We start from the raw sequence: 19224 nt of genomic DNA on the forward strand, positions 1-19224 counted from the left end.
AGCCGTAAAACTGACGCTTGTAAAAAGTTGTATTAAATTAAAGCCTGTCATCATATACGGCACGGCAACCGCCGATGAATTTAGGACGGGTTCTTGCCGCAAGCAGAATTGCCTGTCCGATACGGTCAATACCGAGTCTTACCGGCACGGCAACTCTTTTAAGGTGCATACCGATAAGTGTTCCGCCAATGTCAAGACCTGCGTCAGCCTTGATTTCTTCAAGCGCAACGGGATCTTTGAAGGTTCTGTACGCAGTTGTGGCAAACGAACCGCCTGCCTTTGGCTGAGGAACAACATTCACGATTTCAGCGTTCGGAACAGCCTCACGCTCAACGATTATTGCACGGTTGAGGTGTTCACAGCATTGTGCGGCAAGGTAAATTTTTCTTTCACAAAGCACTTCGTAAATACCCTTGAAAACAGCCTGAGCGGTTTCAAGACTTGAATTGTGTCCGATAGTTCCGCCTGCAACCTCGCTTGAAGAACAGCCGATTACAACAATACTGCCCTCTTTAAGCTTGGCAACATCGCAAAGCTCATTACAAGCCTGTTTTGCCTGAGCATAAATTTCTTCATACATATATGTCAACTCCTTGGTTATGTAAATTTTATTCTGACTATATTATACCATTCTTTTTGCAAAGTACAAGTTTTTAATGCAAATGACAGCGAAAGACACAAAAATGTTAAAATAGTCCTTGATATTTTAGGTATATGAGTGTACAATAAAACCAACAGATTTGTTCTGCAAGTGTTGAAGAAATTGCAGAGCTTTACAAGAACCTTATATAACCACATAAAACTGATAATTACTTTCGTTCATACTTACTTCCGAAAAGGTTTGCGGTCGATTTTTGCCGCAAGCCTTTTTACTTTGTTTACATTGATTTTTTTATGTGGTAAAATAGATGTTAAAGATTTCGGCAAAACGAAATTGCATAAGGTACTTTTTATATGATTGGAAGATGAAATTATGTGTGAAGTAACAATAAGACGGGCAAAATTTGCAGACATACCGCAGATTGACAGGCTCCTTTTTGAGGTTCACAAGGTTCACAGCGATATCCGCCCCGACCTTTTTACAGTCGGCGAGAAGAAATATACCGATGAAGAGCTTGAGCGAATAATTGTTGATGAGCAAAAGCCGATTTTTGTTGCAGAAATTAACGGAAAAGTAAAAGGATATGCTTTCTGCATTTTTAAGCAAGACCTTGAAAATAAATCGGTCACGGATATAAAAACCCTGTACATTGACGATTTGTGCGTAGACGAGGATTCAAGGGGAACGCATATCGGCACAAAGCTGTATAATTATGTTATTGATTTTGCAAAGAACAGCGGCTGCTATAATGTTACGCTCAATGTGTGGGCAGGCAATGATAATGCAATGAAATTTTACGAGCGTATCGGTTTTAAGGTTCAAAAAATCGGTATGGAAACAATTCTTTAAAAGAAATATGCAGAAAAATATGACCGCTCGATTGCGATAAATCAGGCGGTCTGTTTTGATTTACAAAAAAATTTCTGTATGGTACAATACAGTGTATGAATTTTCTGGTGTGGTGATAAAATGAAAAAAATTGCAGTCGGTATTCTGGCTCATGTCGATTCGGGAAAAACTACGCTTTCAGAGGCGCTTATGTATTCCTCAGGCAGCATAACAAGGCTTGGACGGGTTGACCACAGGGATTCGTTTCTTGACACTTTTTCGCTTGAGCGTGACCGCGGAATCACAATTTTTTCAAAACAGGCGGTTATGAAGTACAACAACACGGAATTTACTCTGCTTGACACCCCGGGTCATGTTGATTTTTCTGCAGAGGCAGAGCGTACACTTCAGGTGCTTGACTACGCAATTCTTGTAATCAGCGGAACTGACGGTGTTCAGAGTCACACCTGCACACTTTGGAAACTGCTCAAAAAGTACAATGTGCCGTGTTTTATCTTCGTCAACAAAATGGATCTTGACGGTGCGGACAAGCTTTCCGTTATGGCACAGCTGCGTACAGGGCTTGACGAAAACTGCGTTGATTTTAGCTATCCGAACTCCGACGGCTTTCGTGAAAGTGTTGCCGTATGTGATGAAAAAATTCTTGAAAAATATTATGAAACAGATGCCGTTGAAAAGTCTGACATAACAGATGCGATTAAGGAACGCAAAATCTTTCCTTGTATGTTCGGTTCGGCACTCAAACTTGACGGTGTAAAGGCATTTTTGAATCTGCTTGACGAATACACGGTTATGCCCTCTTACGGTGCTGAGTTCGGTGCAAAGGTCTATAAAATTGCAGAGGACAATCAGGGCAACCGCCTTACATTTATGAAAATTACCGGCGGAAGTCTTAAAGTGCGTGAAATTCTCCAAAGCGAAAAAAATACCAATGCCGAAAAGGTAAACAGAATAAGAATTTATTCGGGCGAGAAATTCACAGCCGTTGAGGAGGCTGTTGCAGGAACCGTTTGTGCGGTTACGGGAATAACATTCACTTCATCGGGTGACGGCTTGGGTGTTGAGAAAAATTCCGGAGTTCCCGTACTCGAACCTGTTCTGACTTATAAGGTTGAGTTAGAGGACGGGACAGACGCCCACACGGCTCTCACAAAGCTGAAAACGCTTGAAAACGAAGACCCTCAGCTAAATGTTGTGTGGAACAGCAGACTCGGTGAAATCCACATCCGACTTATGGGTGAAATTCAGCTTGAGGTGCTGAAGTGCATAATAAAAGAGCGTTTCGGTATGAATGTATCGTTCAGCACAGGCAGTATAATCTATAAAGAAACTATCGAAAACACGGTTGAGGGTGTCGGTCATTTTGAGCCGTTAAGACACTATGCAGAGGTTCACCTCCTTTTGAAACCTGCAAAGCGTGGCAGCGGAATTACAATTAATTCCCGTTGCAAAGAGGACTTGCTCGACCGCAACTGGCAAAGGTTGATTCTTACTCACCTCTGCGAAAAAACACATCTCGGTGTGCTGACAGGCTCGCCGATTACAGATATTGAAATCACGCTTGTTTCGGGAAAAGCTCACGCAAAGCATACCGAGGGCGGAGATTTCAGACAGGCAACCTACCGTGCCGTAAGACAGGGACTGCGTTGTGCAAAGAGCATTCTGCTTGAGCCTGTTTATGATTTTACGCTTGAAGTGCCTAACGAAAATGTGGGACGGGCAATGTCAGATATTCAGCGGATGAGCGGTACTTTCAATTCTCCGGAAGCCAAGGGAGAAAATTCCGTTCTCACAGGTACTGCACCCGTGTCCGAAATGGGCAACTATACAAAAGAAGTTATGCAGTACACTCACGGCAGAGGCAGACTTTCGTGCAGTCTTAAAGGCTATGAGCCGTGTCACAACAGTGATGAAGTTATTGCACAAATCGGCTACGATTGCGATGCCGATGTTGACAATCCATGCGGTTCTGTGTTCTGTTCTCACGGAGCAGGCTACAATGTGCCGTGGAATGAGGTCGGCGAGCATATGCATTTGCCGAGTATTCTCGATGCTCCGAAAGACGATGGAATCGGCACAAACAGCGAAAACGCTTTTGCAAAGTGCAAAACTCAGGACGATATTTTTGCTCTCGACAAGGAGCTTATGCAGATTTTTGAACAGACCTACGGCCCTGTGACACGCAGAAAACACGCTCCCGAAAAGCGTCATGTCAAGGCGGTTTCGTCAATTGACAAGGCGGCTGAAAAGTATAAAAAATCCCCCGTGTATGACGGCACGGAGTATCTGCTTGTTGACGGCTACAATGTTATTTTTGCGTGGGAACACCTCAAAGAGCTTTCCGAAAGAAGTCTTGACGGTGCAAGGCACGCTCTGATAAACATTCTCTGCAACTATCAGGGCTACAGCAAGTGTAACCTTATTCTCGTGTTTGATGCGTACAAGGTAAAGGGCGAACACAGAGAGGTTGAAACCGTGAATAATATCAGCATTGTATATACCAAAGAGGCAGAAACCGCCGATATGTTTATTGAGAAAACCTCTCACAAGCTTGCCAAAACCAACAAGGTGCGTGTCGTAACATCCGACGCACTCGAACAGATGATAATTCTGGGCAACGGTGCGTTGCGTGTTTCATCAAGAGCATTTTTAGAAGAAGTCAGACAAGCCGAAAATGAAATCAGAGAAATAATAAATTCTTCAAACAAATTAAACAATAATATGAATTAGTTTTTAAGCATAATAATAAGCCGACAGATACAGCAATGTGTTCTGTCGGCTTTTTTAATTTCTGTTAGGTTTGTTTTTTTCAAGCAAAAGTGCAAAATCTATCAGCAGTTTGTTTTCGTCCGAAGAAAGATTTTTGGTTATTTCTGCAAGCTGTTTTATTGTGGCGTTATTGTTAAGTTCAAATTCACCAATCAGCAAATCATCAGGCGAAATTTCAAGTGTGTCGCATATTTTTATCATACATTCAAGCGACATTGCAACAGAGCCTGTTTCAAGGTGTGACATATGAATTGTTGAAATGTCGATAATTTCCGCAAGCTGTGCCTGTGTGAACCCTTTTTGCTTTCTGTATTTTTTAATTCTGTTACCTATTTCTTTAAGGTTTAGCATTGTTTATCACCAAGTAAATATTATCTTTTAAAAGGATAAAAATAAATAAATTATTAAAGATAGTATTGCTTTTAAAAGGATAGTATGCTATAATAAATACAAATTATTACTGAGGGTGATATGTTGTGTTTTGTAGTAATTGCGGCGAGAAAATTGAGGACAGTTCTTCTTTTTGTAAAAACTGCGGTGCAAAGATTACAAATAATGACAAAACCGAGCGAGTTCAGCTGAAATGCAAGGAATGCGGCGGTGTGATGACAGCCGACAGCAGTAATAAAACTTTGCATTGTCCGTACTGCGGTTCAAGTGAGGTTATTGTCTATGGTGATGCAGTTGAGGTTGAACGCATCAGAAATGATACTTACAAAGAAATGGAATATAAAAAGTGGGAAAGAGAGGACGAAAAAGAACGCAAAGCCGAAAAGAAAAAAGCTGACGAAGCGTACAGAAAAAGCGGCTTCGGTGTTGTTGCAATAATCGGTGCGATAATATGCGGAATAATTGCAATGGGCGAATTTTCACAACTCAGATATTCTTCAAGACTTTTAATTGACGCAATAATTTCCGCATTGCAAACTATTCTTTTTGTCTCATCTGTTTTGTTCAGAAAGGGAGTTATAAAATCCCCGACACAATCGCTTCCGACAATTCTTACCTTAGTAGGTTTAATTTTAATAATCCCGTTTGTAGTGTTTGCCTATTGATTTAGTTTTTTATTATAAATATTTTAAGGAGAGTAAAACTATGAAAAAGAAAAAATTATTTGCCGCTGCGGCAATGTCGCTTGCAATACTTATGTCTGTGTCATTGTCAGGCTGCGGAGAAAGCAAGAACAATGATAACAGTGTTGTCGAAAGTTCTGACACCTCAGAAGAAAAAGAGCCCACAACCTATGGAACTATTGAGTGGCCTTCGGATGGCCTCGGAAGTTTTATTCCTGTTCCTATCTCTAAGACAGGAGAGATTATGTGGGATTCATCAGATAGCTTTTTGGCAGTTATTGCAAAAACTTCAAAGTCCGATTTTTCAAAATACATTAACAAATGTAAAGATAAGGGATTTAGCATTGATTGTTTGGAGGACGACACAGGTTATATGGCCAAAAACAGGGATGGTTACAAAGTTACGCTTATATTTGAAGACGACAATACTATGAATGTCAGTGTTTATGCACCTGATGATGAGTCAAGCAATAAAGAGTCTTCAAAGAAAGAGCAGAGTTCCAAAAAGCAGGAAAGCAAAAAAGAAGAAAGCTCTAAAAAGGAAAGTTCAAAAGAAGAAAAGTCGGACAGTGATACTGTTACTCCCTCATTCAAAGAGATGATGGACGAGTACGAAGAGTTTATGAATAAGTATGTTGACTTTATGAAAAGCTATGATGCAAATGATGTAACAATGCTTTCCGAATATACCGAACTTTTGAGTCAGTACAACACATATATGGACAAGGTTTCAAAAATTGATGAGGACGAACTTTCATCGGCTGACCTTGCATATTATCTTGATGTTACAAACAGAGTGAACAAAAAACTTCTTGAGGTTCAACAATAATTTAATTAAAATTAAGCAAGCCGACAGATGCAATCATAATCTGTCGGCTTTGTTGTTTTTAATAATGTAAAATCAAATTTCTTCTTCCGTGTCATCATCGGGTTCATCGTAATCGTCACGGTCATTTCTGTGGCGTTTAAAGCTTGCGACTGCCGTACCGCCAGCGATAAGCAGAAGAATTATCGCAAAATCCGTAGGCATTGAACCGCCGTCCGATTCATCGGAGGTGGAGCTATTTTGTGTGTCTGTTTTGTTAGTTGCAAAAGCAAGGGTACTGCTCCAGAAAATCATCATAAGAGCAAGCAAAAACGATACAAATTTTTTCACGACAACACCTCCGCAATATCTACACGAATTATACCATTATAATTCCAAATTAGCAATATTAAATTTGGGATATTAAATCAGCAATATATGTCAATGTTCACAGCAACTATCCCCGTAGATTTTGTAGGGAAAGGGTTACACAATGAAGGATTTTTAATAAATAACAAAACAAGACAGCCGTAAACTGTCTTGTTTATATGTAATACTATTCGACTGCGTTGTTAATTGCCCTTATTCTGAGCGGTGAAACAATGCACAGAGTAACTTTTATCAACATTATGAAGATGAAAATTATGCTGTAAATATTGAATGTTTCAGCACCGCGAATTATTTCAAGAAGGGTATAAGCTCCGTAAGCAACCATAATCATAAAAGTAACAGCAGATGATATAATAATCAATCCGTTTGCCATCGTGCTTTTACTGCGTATGGATTTGTAAACGAGATATACGGGCAATACCAACGATGCAATATCCATAATTTCAAAAATAACATATAAAACATAATTTCCTGACAAGCTTGAGAAAGATGCAAAGGTTGTAAAAAGAGTGTTGAAAATGAATAGGATCGGGTAGTCGCCGTGGATTGCCCAAAAAGAAGAATCTTCACAATAGTATGTGTTATACAAAAATGTCACTTGAATCCAAATGGCAAGCAGTAACAGAGTTGCAATGAGTACACCTTGTATAATTCCTGTAACTTTAAGCATTTTATTTGTTTTCATAAAATCACCGCTTCGTTATTTACTGTAACTGATTTGATTTTTTAATCTGTTTTATTCGCAGTATTGAAACGGCAATCAATCCTATTTTTATCAGTATCACAATTATTAAAACTACTTGAACCAAAGTAAATTCGCCAAATCCACGGGCAAGTTCAAATAGGGTAGAGAAAAGACTCCAACATGCGGATAACAAAGTCAATGCTGATCCTGCAATAATCAATCCGTTTGCAACTATGTTTTTGCGGAATATTGACAGATAGCCTAAAATAACAGGCAAGGTTAACGCTGCAGCGGCAATAATCTGAAAAATTATTTTAAGAACATAAAGACGCATCAAACCTAAAAAATAAGCTATGGTTTCCGCAATGGAATTTATGAGGAAAAACGCTGAAGAATTATTCCGTAAATCCCAATAACCAATACCCATATTTCTAAGAAAATCAAAAGTATAATCTTCACAATAGTATGTGTTATACATAAATACCACTTGAATCGAAATGGCAAGCAGTAACAGAGTTGCAATGAGTACACCTTGTATAATTCCTGTGTACTTGAGAGCTTTATTGCTTTTCATAATCTCACCGCCTTTTGATTAATTAAAATTTTCGTGTGTTTCTATTGTATTAATATTATAGCACAATATAATTCAAACTGCAATTGCAAAATAATCTGCCATGCAATTTCGTGCGATTTTTACAAAACAATAATCCAAAAAAGGTTCAGATTGACGGTGAAATTAGTTGCAATGAATAAATTACAGTAAAACTTTTGTACAAAATAAATGTGCAAAATAAAACCCGACAGCCACACATTGTACCGTGTGACTGTCGGGGAGAGAAGGATTTGTATTAACTTTAAATCAGAATCCCGTTGCAATGGTCAATTTCATGTTGAATAATCTGTGCGGTAAAGTCTGAAAAACTGCGTTTTATCTGCTTGAAATTTTCGTTGAAATATTTTACTTTTATCGTTTTGTAACGAACTGTTTTGCGTTCGCCGTCAAGCGAAAGACAGCCCTCCTCGGTTTCAAATTCACCGAATTTGCTAATGATTTCGGGATTGAACATAACAAGATATTTTCCGTTGTCATTGACTGCGATTATCTTTTTTGCAACGCCTATCATGTTAGCTGCCATGCCCACACAACGGTCAAAATTTGCCCTGAGTGTGTCAAGCAAATCCTGTGCCGTCTGCAAATCTGCCTGTGTTGCGTCCTCCGACTTTCTCTGTAAAAACATAGGATCATGTACAATTTCTCTTACCATAACTCTGCCTCTTTCAGTTTCTAACCCGAGTATAACACATCGCAAAAGCGATTACAAGTTAAATTACATAATGTATCCTCATATAAATTACCGAGGTGGTTAGGTGAAATATCCGGAGTTATCGTGCAATGTTTATGCTGAGGTTGACGGTGAGAATATTTTGCTGATTGAAATTGACAGAGAGGGCAGAGCAAAGGTTTATCATGAAAATTTAAGAATTGACGGGGTGCGAAAAATTTTTGAAGAAATCAACTGCAACATTGAAAGCTACATAAAATATTTCGGGACAAAATAAAATAGCACAAAATAAAACGCCCTCCGTTTGGAGAGCGAAATTCTGTGAATTTACAAATTATCAAAATTAATCTTCGTCATCGCTGTGGGCATGGTCATACAGCTTTTGAATATCCTCGGGAAGATTGTTCGGGAGCATTTCATTGATTCTGTCCTCGTTGCCGTCAGCAATGGCAGTATCGTAGTACCAGCACTTAAAGCGGAGCATATCAAGCGTCTTTTGAAGATGCTCAATTTCCTTTTCTACGGTTTTTTTCTGATTTTCAAAAAGCTCTCGCCTTTGCGGATAGGACGAACTGCCCTCGGCGCACCATTGCATAAATTTTCTTATTTCCCTGATTTCAAGTCCCGATTTTTTGAGACAGTCAATTATGCGGAGTGTTTCAAGCTCTCTGTCGGAAAATCTGCGGATACCCGACACCCTCTCCATATGCGGAAAAAGTCCCTCTTTGTCGTAGTAACGCAGGGTTGAAACAGGAATACCGCACATCTGAGATACCTGACCGATTGTGTACATAAAATCACTCCGAAACATTCTAAAAGCTCTTGACCTAAAGCCAAGTTTATCTGTCAATACAATCATACTGCATAATGATTTGGTTGTCAATTGAATTGTTTTTTGAAATAAAAAATTAACGGAGCAGATTTTAATTTCTGCTCCGTGTTTGTCAGAAAAATATTTTTGTTATATCTATATCATTTGTGGTCATGTTAAGTATTATTATTGCTACGGTAATTACAACGATAAAAAACGAAAAGTATTTAAAGAACAATTCTGCTTTTGAAAACATTTCAGCACCTTCAGTGTAAACAAAGGATGATTTTACCATTTTTTCAGCCATTGCTGATTTTGAAATATAAAAGAAAAATCTTGATGCCATAATACCTAAGAATGCAATCATTATATTGTTCCACACATTTCCCGACTTCCCGAAAAAGCCCATAAACGGCATACAATAAAAGATGTATAACGCAATGATCAATAATAATGGTCTTAAAAAAGTTATGTTTGAAACGGTACAGTCAAAACCGAATACATTAGCTGTGCTAAGTAATATCAGAATAAACAAAAGCACTGTTATGACAATTCCGATTACACTTCCATTGGTAATGTTTATACCGCAATTTTGAAGTATGGCGACAAAAGTCAAAAAAATTGCTCCGATTCCAAAACACACAAAGTCAAAAATCATTAGTTGCTTCTTCATATAAATCTCCGTGTTTTAAAATATATGCTGAATATACCATATTTTTTGACATTATACAATACTATTGTTATTTAATTGGAATAAGTCACATATTGAACACTTTTTACTTGTTGAAATTACATATAAAAAGAAAGCAAGGCACGAAATTGCACCTTGCTTTTTGGGAAGATATATTAATGTAACTTGTTGTTTTGATTATGTCTTTTCGAGAACATTGAGGAAATCTTCAATTTCGGCAAGCCTTTCTTTTGCAAGATTTTTGCCGGCGTTATATGCCTCGTCAAGCACATCCGTGTTCATTTCAAATGATTTTACATACTTGTGTGACGGGCGGAGTACCATAAGTCTGCCGTCCTCCTCAAGCTGTTTCATTCTTGTGCATTGCTCATTATAGCGGTCAAATCTCGTCATAAGAGCGTTGATGAGGTTCGGATAGTCCTTGTATTTTTTGTTGATTAAAAATTCAAACTTGCGATAGTCCGTGCAAGGCTCATTTTCGGGCTTTGTCAAAAGCACAAGCACACGGGAACAGCCCTGTTCAAACGCACGGTCAAAGGGAACAGCGTCGGCAATACTGCCGTCAACATACTTTCCGCCCTCAAATTCGCTTATCTGATAGAGAATAGGAACTGTGCAGGACGCTCTTACGGAGTCAAGCAATCGCTGTTCGCTTTTGTTCTCGGAAAAATATTTTGCCTTGCCTGTTACGCAGTCGGTTGCCACAAATTCGCAGTTTGTATCTGACGCAAAAAATGTATCAAAATCGAACGGATAGTCCTGATAAGGAAATCTGTAAATCATATTGTCAAGATCCATTGAAAGAAAACCGAGAACCGAAAAATCACCTGTTCTGTGGGGCATAATAACCCTGCGGGAACGACCTTCCTGTTTTGCGGTAAAATCAAGAGCGACTTCAGCTCCCGCTGAAACTCCTGCAACATAGTCAAAGTGTATTTTGTTTTCAAGCAGACAGTCGGTTATACCGGCGGTAAAAATTCCTCGCCTTGCTCCGCCTTCAATTATCAGACCTGTCATAAGGACCTCCGTTGACTCAAAAAATTTTTGGTGCTATAATCAAACTGTTTTATGGGGTGATAGTATGGACGCTAATGTGACTGACCTTCGCATTGTAAAAACAAGAACCAATATAAAAAATTCGCTGATTGATTTGCTTGCCGAAAAAAATGTTTCCAAAATCACGGTGACTGAGCTTGCAGAAAAGGCGATGATTAACCGCAAAACCTTTTACCGTCACTACAACACGGTTCAGGATGTTGTCGATGATATCAATTACGATATGATCAACGATGTTATCAGCCATGCGAAAAAATCCGACCGTGACGGCAACAATCTTGTAAATCAGCTGAATTTTATCGGCCTTTCTATTGTTGAAAATAAAGAACAGATAAATAAAATTCTGAAAAATTCTCCCGAGGTGTTCGGCTCGGGCCGCTCTGTTGAGCTTTTGAAAAGATTTATCGAGGTTTCAATAAGACCTGTGCTTAATTTTAAAAATGAAACTAAACTCAAATACCTTGTTGAATTTGTCGTTTCGGGATTCATCTCGGTTTATGTCCGTTGGTTCAATGACGGCTGTGCAGAAAGCTCCGAAAAGCTTGCAGACGCTGTCAACGAGTTCGTTCTCGGAGCATTGTCCGAATATGTTCGCCCGAAAAGCTGATTAACTCATTTTCCAATGAGCCTTAGTAATAGCCTCGAATCCTTTGGGGGAGAGAATAGGCTTTGAAATTTTTTTCATTGTTTCATCGCAAAGGCAGCGGTTTTCGCAGAATTCCCTGCCTGCCTCCGTGATTGAATCAAGGTATGCCTTTCTCTGCCTTTCAGCTTTTTCTGCAATAAAAAGCTCGCCCTCGGGGCATTTTATCATTGTGTAATTGCCGTTACCGCAAATCAAATCAAGCTGTTTTGTAAGTGCTGGATACATCGGTTCGGCGCTCACATATCCGCAAGTTGTAATAACCAAAAGCCTCTTTTCGTGCATTGTTTCATCACGCAGTTCATGGAAAGAGGCTTCTTTGTCCTCGGCAACATTTCCCGAATAGGGGAGCATATACGGCAGACATCTGTCGGTTAATGCTTTCATCTGTGACGGCATACCGAAAAAGTAGAGCGGAAAGCTCTCAATGATAATATCGGCAGAATTAATTTTTTCGTAGATTTTCTGCATATCGTCCTTTATAACACATTTGCCGGGTGTTCTGCTCCAACACGAAAAGCAACCCATACACGGCTTGATTGTTTCCTTTTTAACTGTGATATATTCAACTTCCGTATCTGCTGAAAAGCCGTCAAGAAATGCTTTTGTAATGTTGAGAGTATTGCTTTTTTCGCCCTTTGGACTACCGTTTAATACGAGAACCTTCATAATCACTCCTGTGACGGCTTGTAAACCGAATTTTTATCCATTGTGGTAAACAAAAGACTTCCTTTTGCCCTCACTTCACCGTCAACCTTGATGACACACGCAAATTCAAATGCCGACTTTGTTGACATTGTAACATTTACGCTGATAATAAGCGTGTCACCCGGAATAACGGGGCGGAGCATTTTGAAATCCTTAACCTTGAGAAGAACATATAACTTGTCCTCCTCAACGCTTTCGGGAGCAAATACAAGACTGCAAAGCTGTGCCGCAGATTCAATGAGCAATACTCCCGGCATAATCGGTGTGTCGGGAAAATGGCCTGCAAAATACGGCTCGTTCACCGACACATTTTTTATACCTGTTGCCGAAACATTCGGCTCAAGCTCGGTCACCCTCTCAATCATCTGAAAGGGTGGTCTTTGTTTTATTCTCTGATTAATTTCAAGCAGATTCATCATAAGCTGAGTCCTCCGTCAAGCACAAGCACCTGACCTGTCATATATGAAAAATCGTCACTGCAAAGCTGTCCAACTACATTTGCGACATCCTGAACTGTGCCGAATCTCTTTTCGGGAATAGCCTCAAGATACTTTTTCTGCAATTCTTCGGGAATGCCGTTCATCATTTCGGTTTCGATAAAACCGGGTGCAACTGCGTTTACTCTGATTCCGTACTTTGCAAGTTCCTTTGCAAGCGTGTGTGTCATAGCGTTTACCGCACCCTTTGTTGCACTGTAAACCGACTGACCTTCAACTGCAAGAACAGAGCTTACGGAAGAAATGTTGATGATGATTCCGCTCTTTTTGCGGAGCATTTTAAGCGATGCCTGTCTTGCACAATTGAAATATCCTTTGATATTAATGTCAAGACTTCTTTCAAGCGACTCGTCTTTAATCATCAAAAGGTAAGCGTCGTCAACCACACCTGCGTTGTTGACAAGCACATCAATTCCGCCGAAGTCCTGCTGAATACTGCGGAACATATCCTTTACTTCGTCAATATCTGCCGTGTTTGCCTTGTAGGCAACGGCTTTTCTGCCGAGTGCTGTAATTTCGTCAACAGCCTTTTGAGCCATTTCTAAATTTGAATTGCAGTTCACGGCAATGTCATATCCAAGCTCTGCAAGCTTTAAAGCGCAAGCCTTGCCAATGCCCCTTGATGAACCTGTTACAAGAGCGGTTTTGCTCATATTTACCTCCGATTTTTACGCTTTCTTCAGGATTACGGCAGAGTATGTTCCGCCCGCACCCATTGAAAGAGCAAGTCCGTATTCGTAATTTTTTTCGCTGTCAGAAAGAAGCTCAGCCGCATATGCCGCTGTCATTGCGCTTGCTGCGGCTCTTGCATTGCCGATTTCCTGCGATACATCATAGCATGGCATAAGCGTCTTGATAATCTTCCTGTCATCACAGCATACAAAGTCGATATTGTCTGCCTCAATGCCGGCATTCACACAAGCCTTTTCGATAACCTCAACAACAGCCTTGCTGTCAACCTCTGAGTTGTCATACGATACAGGGCGGTGAGCCTGTGCATAACCCTTAATTTCTGCATACTTGCGTGCATTTCTGCCGTTTGCACTTTCCTCTGTTTCAAGAACGAGAGTTACAGAGCCCTCACCGAGCGGTTTTTCAAGCAATTCGGCCTTTGTATAGAGTTCAAGGTTTGTCTTTGTATTTTCATCGGTACCTGCGGCAAGCATAACGCTTTCGTTGCCGTCTGCAAGAATATCAGCGGCATAGCAAATACTCTGCAGTCCTGCCTGATTGCCGTTTGCAACAGTTGCGTTGTAGCCCTTGATACCTGAGAAAATGCTCAGATAACCGCCTGCGGCATTGTAAACCGTATTCGGGAATGAAAAAGCACTGCCCTTTTCGGTACCTCTTGTGATTGCCTTTTTCTGGAAATCAACAATTTCGGTCATAGGGCCGTCAGCCGTGCCGATTACAATACCTGTTTTATATTCGTTGTCCTTGTCAATTTTAATGTCAGCGTCTGCAAGTGCGTCCATACCGCTCAAAAGCTGGAGCTGGCTGAAACGGTCAAGCTTTCTGTAAAATGCAACCTTGATTCCGTGTTTGTCATAATCTTCGGAGGTAAGATTGCAGTTAAGGCTGTGTTCGTCAGTCCTTGTGCCTGTAAGCTTTGAAATGCCCGTAATGTAAATTTTTTCATTTTTACTGTTGTCGGGAATATCATGCTCGTTGTCCGAGAAAATGATGCTTGCGTTGTTGCCGCCGAATGCAAATGAGTTTGACATTGCATAGTGAACATCTTTTGTATGGCTCTTATTCGGAATAAAGTCAATGTTGCCCGCCTTTTCGGAAAGCACCTTCAAATCTTCATCGGAGTAGCCGATTGTAGGAGGAACGAGGTTTTCTTTTATTGCTTTTACGGAAAATACAGCCTCAATTGAGCCAGCCGCACCGAGACAATGACCTGTCATAGATTTTGTTGAGCTGACAGAAAGGTGGTTGTTGCCGTCAAAAAGTGTGTGAAGTGAAAGAAATTCAGCCTCGTCATTTTTGGCAGTACCCGTTCCGTGTGCGTTTATGTAGTCGATATCGTCAAAACTAAGAGCAGAGCTTTCAACAGCCCTTCTGATTGCACTCATCTGACCTTCACCGTCGGGACGGGGAGCGGTAATGTGGTAAGCGTCACTGCTTACACCCGAACCGAGAATTTCACAGTAAATCTTTGCACCTCGTTCAACAGCGTGTTCGTAGCTTTCGATTACAAGAATACCCGAACCCTCGCCGAGCGTGATACCTGTGCTGTGATTGAACGGGGAACAGGCGTTTTCGTCAAGCGCATGGAGAGCGTGGAAACCGCTGAATGCAAGTGAAGAAAAGCTGTCCGAACCGCCTGCGATGAACACATCACCCTTGCCCTCACGGATAAGGTCACAGGCATAGCCGATGCTCATTGTGCCTGCCGCACAAGCGTTGACGATGTTTGCGGTAATGCCCTCAAGTCCGAAATGAGCGGAAACATTGTTGGCAATTGCCGAAGCACCCATTTTGAAAATATCTTCTTTTTTACCGCCGTCACCCTTGATTTCATCTGTGTAATATTTGTCAATGCTTGCCGCACCGCCTACACAACTGCCAAGAATAACACCGATGTTCTTTTCGGATGCGTCAATGTTTGCATCTTCAAAAGCCTCGTTTGCGGCATGAATACAGAGAAGGGAAGAACGGTCATAGTTTTCGGGAGAAAGCTCTGACGATGCCTTGTCAACCTCTGCACCCTTGTGTGCATAACAGTTTGAGGTGTCAACCGACTTAACCTCATCAATGCCGGAGTGACCGAGTGTTACGGCATCCCAGCAATCCTTTACATTGTCACCGACGCCGCAGATAAGTCCGAGTCCTGTGACAACACATCTCTTTTTGTCAGCCATATTAACCCTGCTTGCTTTCTACATATTCTGTAAGTGCTCTGATTGATTGGAAGTGCTCACGGTCTGCACCTGTCATATCAATACCGAAAAGTGTGTCGATGCCTGCAACGATTTCGATTGAGTCGATTGAGTCAAGACCGATTTCGTCACCGAAAAGTTCTGAATCGTATGTAAGAATGTTTTCGGGAATTCTAAGGTTTTCTACGAGCATTTCCTTAATCTGATCTGCAATAGCATTGTTCATTTTAATTACCTCACTTAAAATTTTGATTTTTTTGATTTTATTATAAATTTTCCGAAGAAAAATCTTCTTTGTAATAAACCTTGCCTTTGCCGTATTTTTCTTCAAGCTCAAGATAAAGCTTTTTGACCTGCTTTTCGGCTTCGGCACTAATTTCTTTTGCATATTTTGAGCAGCGAACATTTTTGGGACATTCGGATTTTATCGGATTGCCGATTAAAATTTTCTGCCTCTTTCCAAAAAGAATTTTATACTCACCCAAAGATGCAATCGGGATTATGTCAAGACCTTTTTTTGCCGCAAGCAATGCCGCACCGGGCTTGAACGGGAGCATTTTGCCCTCTCTTGCAATTCCGCCCTCGGGGAAGATAAGCATTGAATATCCGTTTTCAACCGCACCCTCACTTTGTGCATACCAGTTTGTGTCCATGGTGTCAAAGTCAACGGGAATACTGCGGCAAATTCGGATAAACGAGCCTGTTCCGCTTTTGTCGTACCAGCTTTTTTTAACAAGCATATACGGCTTGTATCTGCTGAGTACAGAGCTTATCACAACTCCGTCAAAGTGGTGAGTGTGGTTGCATACAAACACAACAGGCTTGCCCTTGAGGCTCTTTTTAAGGCTCTTGTCCTTCCATTCAACCTTAGGGCGAATAAGAAGATGCACAAGACCTTTTACAAATTTTATGAATGCAAGCTGTCCTGCATTTTTATGATAATTGTACTCCATACTCTTTACCCTCGTTTTTTTAAAATATTATATTTTTATTTAAAAAAATTCAACGGTCAAATGAATTTTGCGTGTGTCTTATGCAACATTCTGTCGAATTTTGTAGCATAAAATATATGGGAATTATTATGGAATATTTTTCTTTTTAGCTTTTTTACAAATGTTGACGGCTGTTGTTTATGGTGATATAATCATAGAAAAGAATTTTGCCTTTGAATCAAGGTAAACAAAGGAGAAACCTATGAAAAAAGTAATTTTAACAGGTGACCGTCCTACGGGCAGACTTCATGTCGGTCACTATGCAGGTTCGCTCAAGGAGTGAGTAAAGCTCCAGAATTCGGGCGAATATGATGATATATACCTTATGATTGCAGACGCTCAGGCTCTTACCGACAATGCCGAGCATCCCGAAAAGGTAAGACAGAATATTTTGCAGGTTGCGCTCGACTACCTTGCCTGCGGAATAGATCCGAACAAGTCAACAATTTTTGTTCAGTCAATGATTCCCGAGCTTACAGAGCTTACTTTCTATTATATGAACCTCGTAACCGTGTCTCGTGTTCAGCGTAATCCCACCGTTAAGGCGGAAATTCAGATGCGTAATTTTGAGGCAAGCATTCCTGTGGGATTTTTCTGTTATCCAATCAGTCAGGCGGCTGATATCACGGCATTCCGTGCAACTGCCGTTCCTGTCGGCGAGGATCAGCTTCCGATGCTTGAACAATGCAAGGAGATTGTTCACAAGTTCAATTCCGTTTACGGCGAAACTCTTACGGAACCGCAGATTATTCTTCCGAGCAACAAGGCTTGTCTGCGACTGCCCGGTATTGACGGCAAGGCAAAGATGAGCAAATCCCTCGGCAACTGCATTTATCTTGCAGAAGAACCCGAGGATATCAAGAAAAAGGTTATGTCAATGTTTACCGACCCGAATCATCTTCGTGTTGAGGATCCCGGCAAGGTTGAGGGCAACCCCGTGTTTATCTATCTTGACGCATTCTGCCGTGACGAGTATTTTGCGGAATTTTGGAATGATTACAGCTGTCTTGACGAACTCAAGGCTCATTATCAGCGTGGCGGACTCGGTGATGTCAAGGTTAAGAAATTCCTTAACAATGTTATGCAGGAGGAGCTTCGTCCTATTCGTGAACGCAGAAAAGAATGGGAAAATCATCTTCCCGATGTTCTCGATATTCTCAAAGAGGGCAGTAAGGTTGCAAAGGAAACTGCCGCAAAAACACTTGAGGATGTCCGTCATTCTATGAGAATCGATTATTTTACAGACAATAATCTTCTCAAATAATTTAAAATTCAATATGTAAAATACAGGTCGGAAGGACAGAAATCAAAAATTCTGTCTTTCCGATTTTTCTTATGAAAAAATTATTGCGAATTGACTCAAAATTGTTGAAAAAATAAAAATATTATGCTATTATTGCGTTGAAAACACCCCGTTTTAAGGAGAATACATTATGATTGACGCAAGAAAGCATACGCTTGATTCTGTTAAAAAGCTGACCGATTACAGCGATTTTAACCTTTATAAAATGGATATATGCTACGATTACAGCATTGATAAAATCATTGACAGAGGAATTTTTGATGATGAGTCGGCTCTCGGTGCAATTGTGCAGGAGGTTCTGCCCGATTATCCCGTCAATCTTATAATGCCGAATTTCGGGTGCAGTGCCTTTACAATGAAAAATCCCGACAGCGTAATGATGGGGCGAAACTATGATTTTAAGAACGACACCTCGTCAATGCTTGTATATTGTTCGCCAAAGGACGGCTACAGGTCGGTTGCGTTTGCGGCACTTGATAATGTAGGTGCAAACAACCCCGAGTTGAGTGATGAAACAAGGCTTGCAACCTTGCTCTCACCGTTTATCAGCCTTGACGGAATCAATGAAAAGGGCGTGTCAATTGCAGTTCTCACACTTGACAGCAAGCCCGTCCGTCAGCAAAGCGGAAAGCCCGTTATCGCCACAACGCTTGCAATCCGTCTTATACTTGACAGAGCTTCGTCAACCGAAGAGGCGGTTACACTTTTTGAAAAATACGATATGTTCGCCTCAAGCGGAAGAGATTATCACTTTTATGTTACCGACGCAAGCGGTGACGGTCGTGTTATTGAGTACGATTGCAACAGCGATGACCGAAAGCTTGTTGTTACAAAATCGCCTGCCGTTACAAACTTTTTTGTGATGTACAAAAATTTTGTAAAGCCTTATCAGAAAAACGGAGTTTACGGTCACGGCAGAGAGCGGTATGATAAGATGATCAATATTCTCGAAAAGAATAATAGCTATACAAAAGAAACAGCGTGGGAGGCTCTTGTTTCGGCATCTCAAGCACCGAATCCGAACGACATAACAAGCAATACTCAATGGTCGATTGTTTATGACAACACAAACCTTACCGCTGATATTTCAATCCGCCGAGATTGGAACACGGTGACAAAATATTCGCTAAAAGAAAATAAAATTACGGAATAAAAAAATAGGGAAGAAGCCGAAATGGTTTCT

22 protein-coding genes and 1 pseudogene are annotated in these 19224 nt (G+C 40.6%); 8 read left to right on the top strand and 15 right to left on the bottom strand.

Annotated features, from left to right (window positions below):
* Positions 1–37 precede the first annotated feature (37 nt).
* Complete coding sequence (locus QDI94_RS00690) at positions 38–580, bottom strand: TIGR01440 family protein (protein ID WP_278866417.1); 543 nt, start codon at positions 578–580, stop codon at positions 38–40.
* 393 nt (positions 581–973) lie between these two features.
* Here QDI94_RS00690 and QDI94_RS00695 point away from each other — a divergent pair, with 393 nt between their 5' ends.
* The gene (locus QDI94_RS00695; protein ID WP_278866419.1) at positions 974–1450 is read left to right on the top strand and encodes a GNAT family N-acetyltransferase; all 477 of its coding nucleotides are present in this window, start codon (positions 974–976) and stop codon (positions 1448–1450) included.
* Between the two features lie 120 nt (positions 1451–1570).
* Positions 1571–4180, top strand: coding sequence for a translation factor GTPase family protein (locus tag QDI94_RS00700; protein ID WP_278866421.1), 2610 nt, complete (start codon positions 1571–1573; stop codon positions 4178–4180).
* Positions 4181–4234: 54 nt separating this feature from the next.
* Here the strand turns inward: QDI94_RS00700 and QDI94_RS00705 are convergent, their stop codons facing one another.
* Positions 4235–4570 (bottom strand): helix-turn-helix domain-containing protein, encoded by a 336-nt coding sequence (locus tag QDI94_RS00705; protein WP_278866422.1) that lies wholly within the window; start codon positions 4568–4570, stop codon positions 4235–4237.
* A gap of 125 nt (positions 4571–4695) precedes the next feature.
* On the opposite strand from QDI94_RS00705, the gene QDI94_RS00710 reads away from it, so the two are divergent.
* Positions 4696–5274, top strand: coding sequence for a zinc ribbon domain-containing protein (locus tag QDI94_RS00710; protein ID WP_101029412.1), 579 nt, complete (start codon positions 4696–4698; stop codon positions 5272–5274).
* 40 nt (positions 5275–5314) lie between these two features.
* Positions 5315–6121 carry a DUF6591 domain-containing protein gene (locus QDI94_RS00715; RefSeq protein ID WP_101029411.1) on the top strand — a complete coding sequence of 269 codons (807 nt, stop codon included), beginning with the start codon at positions 5315–5317 and terminating at the stop codon, positions 6119–6121.
* Between the two features lie 72 nt (positions 6122–6193).
* Here the strand turns inward: QDI94_RS00715 and QDI94_RS00720 are convergent, their stop codons facing one another.
* From QDI94_RS00720 to QDI94_RS00735, 4 genes are all read right to left on the bottom strand, one after another.
* Entirely contained in the window at positions 6194–6448 is a 255-nt protein-coding gene (locus QDI94_RS00720) for a hypothetical protein (protein ID WP_278866424.1), read from the bottom strand.
* Positions 6449–6653: 205 nt separating this feature from the next.
* Positions 6654–7172, bottom strand: a complete 519-nt coding sequence (locus QDI94_RS00725) for a hypothetical protein (RefSeq protein WP_278866425.1) — start codon at positions 7170–7172, stop codon at positions 6654–6656.
* Positions 7173–7191: 19 nt separating this feature from the next.
* Positions 7192–7746, bottom strand: coding sequence for a hypothetical protein (locus QDI94_RS00730; RefSeq protein ID WP_278866427.1), 555 nt, complete (start codon positions 7744–7746; stop codon positions 7192–7194).
* A gap of 280 nt (positions 7747–8026) precedes the next feature.
* Entirely contained in the window at positions 8027–8437 is a 411-nt protein-coding gene (locus QDI94_RS00735) for a peptide deformylase (protein ID WP_101029407.1), read from the bottom strand.
* A gap of 103 nt (positions 8438–8540) precedes the next feature.
* Here QDI94_RS00735 and QDI94_RS00740 point away from each other — a divergent pair, with 103 nt between their 5' ends.
* Complete coding sequence (locus QDI94_RS00740) at positions 8541–8732, top strand: hypothetical protein (RefSeq protein ID WP_278866429.1); 192 nt, start codon at positions 8541–8543, stop codon at positions 8730–8732.
* Positions 8733–8798: 66 nt separating this feature from the next.
* Here the strand turns inward: QDI94_RS00740 and QDI94_RS00745 are convergent, their stop codons facing one another.
* The 3 genes from QDI94_RS00745 to QDI94_RS00755 all read right to left on the bottom strand — a co-directional run bounded on the left by QDI94_RS00745 (position 8799) and on the right by QDI94_RS00755 (position 10974).
* Positions 8799–9248 carry a MerR family transcriptional regulator gene (locus QDI94_RS00745; RefSeq protein ID WP_278868682.1) on the bottom strand — a complete coding sequence of 150 codons (450 nt, stop codon included), beginning with the start codon at positions 9246–9248 and terminating at the stop codon, positions 8799–8801.
* A gap of 151 nt (positions 9249–9399) precedes the next feature.
* On the bottom strand, positions 9400–9939 hold the full coding sequence (locus QDI94_RS00750) for a hypothetical protein (protein WP_278866431.1): 540 nt from the start codon (positions 9937–9939) through the stop codon (positions 9400–9402).
* 195 nt (positions 9940–10134) lie between these two features.
* Positions 10135–10974, bottom strand: coding sequence for a patatin-like phospholipase family protein (locus QDI94_RS00755; RefSeq protein ID WP_278866432.1), 840 nt, complete (start codon positions 10972–10974; stop codon positions 10135–10137).
* 64 nt (positions 10975–11038) lie between these two features.
* On the opposite strand from QDI94_RS00755, the gene QDI94_RS00760 reads away from it, so the two are divergent.
* A complete protein-coding gene (locus QDI94_RS00760; RefSeq protein ID WP_278866433.1) occupies positions 11039–11620 on the top strand; it encodes a TetR/AcrR family transcriptional regulator in 582 nt (193 codons plus the stop codon).
* Here QDI94_RS00760 and QDI94_RS00765 read toward each other — a convergent pair whose 3' ends face one another.
* Genes QDI94_RS00765 through QDI94_RS00790 form a run of 6 tightly spaced genes read right to left on the bottom strand, consistent with a single transcriptional unit; the run spans position 11621 to position 16699 of the window.
* On the bottom strand, positions 11621–12325 hold the full coding sequence (locus QDI94_RS00765) for a flavodoxin family protein (protein WP_278866435.1): 705 nt from the start codon (positions 12323–12325) through the stop codon (positions 11621–11623). It abuts the gene before it with no gap.
* Positions 12326–12327: 2 nt separating this feature from the next.
* Positions 12328–12783, bottom strand: a complete 456-nt coding sequence (gene fabZ / locus QDI94_RS00770; protein ID WP_278866437.1) for a 3-hydroxyacyl-ACP dehydratase FabZ — start codon at positions 12781–12783, stop codon at positions 12328–12330.
* Complete coding sequence (locus QDI94_RS00775; protein ID WP_117519843.1) at positions 12780–13514, bottom strand: SDR family NAD(P)-dependent oxidoreductase; 735 nt, start codon at positions 13512–13514, stop codon at positions 12780–12782. Before QDI94_RS00775 ends, fabZ begins: the two co-directional genes overlap by 4 nt.
* Before the next feature lie 15 nt (positions 13515–13529).
* Positions 13530–15728, bottom strand: a complete 2199-nt coding sequence (locus QDI94_RS00780; RefSeq protein ID WP_278866440.1) for a beta-ketoacyl-[acyl-carrier-protein] synthase family protein — start codon at positions 15726–15728, stop codon at positions 13530–13532.
* Between the two features lies 1 nt (position 15729).
* On the bottom strand, positions 15730–15972 hold the full coding sequence (locus QDI94_RS00785; RefSeq protein ID WP_021883662.1) for an acyl carrier protein: 243 nt from the start codon (positions 15970–15972) through the stop codon (positions 15730–15732).
* 40 nt (positions 15973–16012) lie between these two features.
* The gene (locus QDI94_RS00790; protein ID WP_117881884.1) at positions 16013–16699 is read right to left on the bottom strand and encodes a lysophospholipid acyltransferase family protein; all 687 of its coding nucleotides are present in this window, start codon (positions 16697–16699) and stop codon (positions 16013–16015) included.
* Between the two features lie 241 nt (positions 16700–16940).
* Here QDI94_RS00790 and trpS point away from each other — a divergent pair.
* Positions 16941–18002, top strand: a pseudogene (trpS, locus tag QDI94_RS00795) (tryptophan--tRNA ligase).
* 169 nt (positions 18003–18171) lie between these two features.
* A complete protein-coding gene (locus QDI94_RS00800; protein ID WP_278866443.1) occupies positions 18172–19194 on the top strand; it encodes a carcinine hydrolase/isopenicillin-N N-acyltransferase family protein in 1023 nt (340 codons plus the stop codon).
* Positions 19195–19224 lie beyond the last annotated feature (30 nt).

Origin of the sequence: Ruminococcus bromii, assembly GCF_928721825.1 — a bacterium.
Classification (GTDB): domain Bacteria; phylum Bacillota; class Clostridia; order Oscillospirales; family Acutalibacteraceae; genus Ruminococcoides; species Ruminococcoides bromii.

Bases quoted from the DNA above. Each gene is read 5' to 3' on its own strand.
- QDI94_RS00690 (WP_278866417.1), bottom strand. From the start codon at position 580: ATGTATGAAGAAATTTATGCTCAGGCAAAACAGGCTTGTAATGAGCTT.
- QDI94_RS00695 (WP_278866419.1), top strand. From the start codon at position 974: ATGTGTGAAGTAACAATAAGACGGGCAAAATTTGCAGACATACCGCAG.
- QDI94_RS00700 (WP_278866421.1), top strand. From the start codon at position 1,571: ATGAAAAAAATTGCAGTCGGTATTCTGGCTCATGTCGATTCGGGAAAA.
- QDI94_RS00705 (WP_278866422.1), bottom strand. From the start codon at position 4,570: ATGCTAAACCTTAAAGAAATAGGTAACAGAATTAAAAAATACAGAAAG.
- QDI94_RS00715 (WP_101029411.1), top strand. From the start codon at position 5,315: ATGAAAAAGAAAAAATTATTTGCCGCTGCGGCAATGTCGCTTGCAATA.
- QDI94_RS00725 (WP_278866425.1), bottom strand. From the start codon at position 7,172: ATGAAAACAAATAAAATGCTTAAAGTTACAGGAATTATACAAGGTGTA.
- QDI94_RS00730 (WP_278866427.1), bottom strand. From the start codon at position 7,746: ATGAAAAGCAATAAAGCTCTCAAGTACACAGGAATTATACAAGGTGTA.
- QDI94_RS00735 (WP_101029407.1), bottom strand. From the start codon at position 8,437: ATGGTAAGAGAAATTGTACATGATCCTATGTTTTTACAGAGAAAGTCG.
- QDI94_RS00745 (WP_278868682.1), bottom strand. From the start codon at position 9,248: ATGTACACAATCGGTCAGGTATCTCAGATGTGCGGTATTCCTGTTTCA.
- QDI94_RS00750 (WP_278866431.1), bottom strand. From the start codon at position 9,939: ATGAAGAAGCAACTAATGATTTTTGACTTTGTGTGTTTTGGAATCGGA.
- QDI94_RS00755 (WP_278866432.1), bottom strand. From the start codon at position 10,974: ATGACAGGTCTGATAATTGAAGGCGGAGCAAGGCGAGGAATTTTTACC.
- QDI94_RS00760 (WP_278866433.1), top strand. From the start codon at position 11,039: ATGGACGCTAATGTGACTGACCTTCGCATTGTAAAAACAAGAACCAAT.
- QDI94_RS00765 (WP_278866435.1), bottom strand. From the start codon at position 12,325: ATGAAGGTTCTCGTATTAAACGGTAGTCCAAAGGGCGAAAAAAGCAAT.
- fabZ (WP_278866437.1), bottom strand. From the start codon at position 12,783: ATGATGAATCTGCTTGAAATTAATCAGAGAATAAAACAAAGACCACCC.
- QDI94_RS00775 (WP_117519843.1), bottom strand. From the start codon at position 13,514: ATGAGCAAAACCGCTCTTGTAACAGGTTCATCAAGGGGCATTGGCAAG.
- QDI94_RS00780 (WP_278866440.1), bottom strand. From the start codon at position 15,728: ATGGCTGACAAAAAGAGATGTGTTGTCACAGGACTCGGACTTATCTGC.
- QDI94_RS00785 (WP_021883662.1), bottom strand. From the start codon at position 15,972: ATGAACAATGCTATTGCAGATCAGATTAAGGAAATGCTCGTAGAAAAC.
- QDI94_RS00790 (WP_117881884.1), bottom strand. From the start codon at position 16,699: ATGGAGTACAATTATCATAAAAATGCAGGACAGCTTGCATTCATAAAA.
- QDI94_RS00800 (WP_278866443.1), top strand. From the start codon at position 18,172: ATGATTGACGCAAGAAAGCATACGCTTGATTCTGTTAAAAAGCTGACC.